This is a genomic window from Mesorhizobium sp. M7A.F.Ca.US.005.03.2.1 (assembly GCF_003997795.1).
Lineage (GTDB): Bacteria > Pseudomonadota > Alphaproteobacteria > Rhizobiales > Rhizobiaceae > Mesorhizobium > Mesorhizobium ciceri.
In genome coordinates this window covers 1-2,715 of sequence record NZ_RZRP01000838.1, presented here as the reverse complement: position 1 = coordinate 2,715, position 2,715 = coordinate 1, and the positions used below count along the sequence as shown (strand labels likewise).

The 2,715-nt window shown below is 63.5% G+C and carries 4 protein-coding genes and 1 tRNA gene; 3 read left to right on the top strand and 2 right to left on the bottom strand.

What is annotated here, in order from left to right; translation table 11 throughout:
* Positions 1-326, top strand: a 326-nt coding sequence (locus tag EN991_RS31200; protein WP_164769493.1) for a hypothetical protein, incomplete at its 5' end; no start/stop codon positions are given.
* A gap of 97 nt (positions 327-423) precedes the next feature.
* Here the strand turns inward: EN991_RS31200 and EN991_RS31195 are convergent.
* Positions 424-508, bottom strand: a tRNA-Leu gene (locus EN991_RS31195).
* A 272-nt stretch (positions 509-780) separates the two neighbouring features.
* Here EN991_RS31195 and EN991_RS31190 point away from each other — a divergent pair.
* Both EN991_RS31190 and EN991_RS31185 read left to right on the top strand, forming a co-directional pair.
* Positions 781-1,368 (top strand): YqaA family protein, encoded by a 588-nt coding sequence (locus EN991_RS31190; RefSeq protein WP_013529435.1) that lies wholly within the window; start codon positions 781-783, stop codon positions 1,366-1,368.
* 34 nt (positions 1,369-1,402) lie between these two features.
* Complete coding sequence (locus EN991_RS31185; protein ID WP_013529434.1) at positions 1,403-1,921, top strand: disulfide bond formation protein B; 519 nt, start codon at positions 1,403-1,405, stop codon at positions 1,919-1,921.
* Between the two features lie 166 nt (positions 1,922-2,087).
* Here the strand turns inward: EN991_RS31185 and EN991_RS31180 are convergent, their stop codons facing one another.
* Entirely contained in the window at positions 2,088-2,645 is a 558-nt protein-coding gene (locus EN991_RS31180; protein ID WP_006328497.1) for an HNH endonuclease, read from the bottom strand.
* Positions 2,646-2,715 lie beyond the last annotated feature (70 nt).

The following is a 2,715-nucleotide window of genomic DNA, read 5'->3' as shown; positions in this document are numbered from 1 at the left end:
GTCCTCGGCGCCAAACCTCGGAAACCGAGATTGCGAAATTACGCCAGGAGCGCGACGCGGCGCGCCGGGACTGTGGCGCGGTGAAGGTTCAACTCGCCGATCTCCGCTTGCGCGGCATGACCGACGAACTCGCGCATGCCCGTTGCCGCAACGAGAACCGCCAGCTTCACCAAAGGCTGGAAACGCTGACACGCCAGGATCCGCCCAGCGGACCGGCAGCCGATGACAGCGCCGACCTAGAACGGACATTCGACGAATTGCTGGCAGCTGGCGAGATCGGCCCAGCCAATGACGGCGACCCCAGCGTGGCGCGCAAAGCGTGTTGATCGCCTGCTGAGACGTATCGGGAACCAAAGCGACCGTGACGCCCTTCGTCTATTGAACTTCGAGTGGCCCGCCACCCGAAGCTCGGAGAGCGAAGGGTGGTGCCCCTAGCCGGGATCGAACCAGCACTCCTTGCGGAACTCGATTTTGAGTCGAGCGCGTCTACCAATTCCGCCATAGGGGCTCAGGCCGGGCGGCCTGGATGGCGCGGGACTATACGGTTGGAGGCCTGTTCGTCAACTGGCCAATTCCTCGTCGCCTCGGATGCGACCAAACTGCGCCTTTCGATTTCGTGACGGGGCTGCCATTGTGCAGCGCGGAAAATCTTTCTAGACAGGCGGCGCATCAAAGCGCGGCACGTCTGCGGGGACGGATGGCGTGCGCTGGGTCTTTGTTCTGTGCATGCCGTTACACCCCAACCTGCCTGCAATTGAACGACACGCATTAGGAGTGCCGATGCTTCGCGGACTTTACGACTGGACCCTGTCGCTGGCGGCCCGCAAATCCGCCGAATGGTGGCTGGCCTTCATCGCCTTCGTCGAAAGCTCGGTGTTCCTGGTGCCGGCCGACGTGCTCTATCTGCCGATGGCGCTGTCGCGGCCGGACCGCGCCTACCGCTATGCGCTGATCGCCACCGTCGCCTCGGTGCTGGGCGGCATCGCCGGCTGGTTCATCGGCCACTATGCCTATGACGCGGTCGCCAGGCCGATCCTCGAATTCTACGGCAAGTACGACGAGTTCGAGCAACTGCGCGCGGGCGCCGGCGTCGGCTTCATCGTCCTGATGCTGATCACATCGGGTGCCGCCCACCTGCCGCCGATCAAGGTGGTGACGATCCTGTCCGGTGTCATCGGCGTCAATTTGCTGCTGTTCATCGTACTGGCGATCGTGGCCCGCGGCGCCCGCTTCCTGCTGCTCGCCTGGCTGCTGCGCCGCTATGGCGAACCGATCCGCGAATTCATCGAAAAGCGCCTCGGCCTGATCGCCGGCGCCGGCGCGGTTGCCCTGATTTTGCTCTATATCCTGGTCAAATACGCGTTCTGAACATTACCATTGCGAGCCGGACGGACCGATTGAAATGACAGCGACCATGAATGCCGACACCGGACGCCAGCGCACGCTGACCGCCTTGTTCCTCGCCGTCGCCATGGCCGCCACCGTCGGCTCGGCGCTCGGCTTCCAGTATCTCGGCGGCTACATCCCCTGCCACCTCTGCCTCGAACAGCGCACGCCCTACTATATCGGCGTGCCGCTGATGGTGCTGGCGGTGATTGCGTCGATGCTGCACGCACCCAGCTGGCTGACGCGCGGCCTGCTGGCCGTCGGCGGCATCCTGATGCTCTACGGCCTCTATCTCGGCGTCTACCACTCCGGTGTCGAATGGCAGTGGTGGGCCGGCCCGACCGACTGCACGGCGGGCGCCGGGCCGGTCGACACCGGCGGCAAGGGCGTGCTCGACGCGCTCGACAAATTCGTGCCGCCATCCTGCGACAAGGCCGCCTTGCGCATCCTCGGCCTGTCGCTGGCCGGCTGGAACGCCATCGCCAGCCTGATCCTCGCCGCCGTCGCTTTCCGCGGCGCCCTCACCCGCGACTAAGCCAATTCGATTGAACGGCGTGACGCAGAGTTCGCGCAAAAATTCGCCGGGCTGAGTCGGATAGGCGCGGCTTTCGAGAACCGGAGCGGAGCGTACTGAAGTACGTGAGCACCGGAAGCGCAGAAAGCTGCGTCAGGCGGCCAGCATGGCGGATTTGTGCCGAACTCTATGGTTCGAGTTCGACATCCCAGTAGAGATAATCCATCCAGCTTTCATGCAGATGGTTGGGCGGGAACAGGCGGCCATTGTTGTGCAGATCGTGCACCGTCGGCTGGAAAGGCTTCTGCAGCGGCCACATCTTGGCATGCGCCGGCATCATGCCGCCCTTCCTCAAATTGCACGGCGAACAGGCGGCAACGACATTCTCCCACGTCGTCGCGCCGCCGCGATGGCGGGGAATGACGTGATCGAAGGTCAGGTCCTCCGGCGTGCCGCAATATTGGCACTGGAAGCGATCGCGCAGGAAGACGTTGAAGCGGGTGAAGGCCGGGTGCCTGGAGGGCTTCACATAGGCCTTAAGACTGACAACGCTCGGCAGCTTCATCGAGAAGGTCGGCGAGGAGACGGCGTGCTCGTATTCGGCGACGATGTTCACCCGGTCGAGGAACACCGCCTTGATGGCGTCCTGCCACGACCAGAGCGACAAGGGGTAATAGCTGAGCGGACGGTAATCCGCATTCAGCACCAGTGCTGGAAGCCCATCCGGAGATACGGCAACCGTCACGTGTTCACCTCCTTGGTTCTAGACCCGAACGGCACGGATACTGTAAGCCCGACATGACAGGGATGTGAAG

Excerpts from the sequence above, each read along its gene's own strand:
- EN991_RS31190 (WP_013529435.1), top strand. The coding sequence starts at position 781 with ATGCTTCGCGGACTTTACGACTGGACCCTGTCGCTGGCGGCCCGCAAA.
- EN991_RS31185 (WP_013529434.1), top strand. The coding sequence starts at position 1,403 with ATGACAGCGACCATGAATGCCGACACCGGACGCCAGCGCACGCTGACC.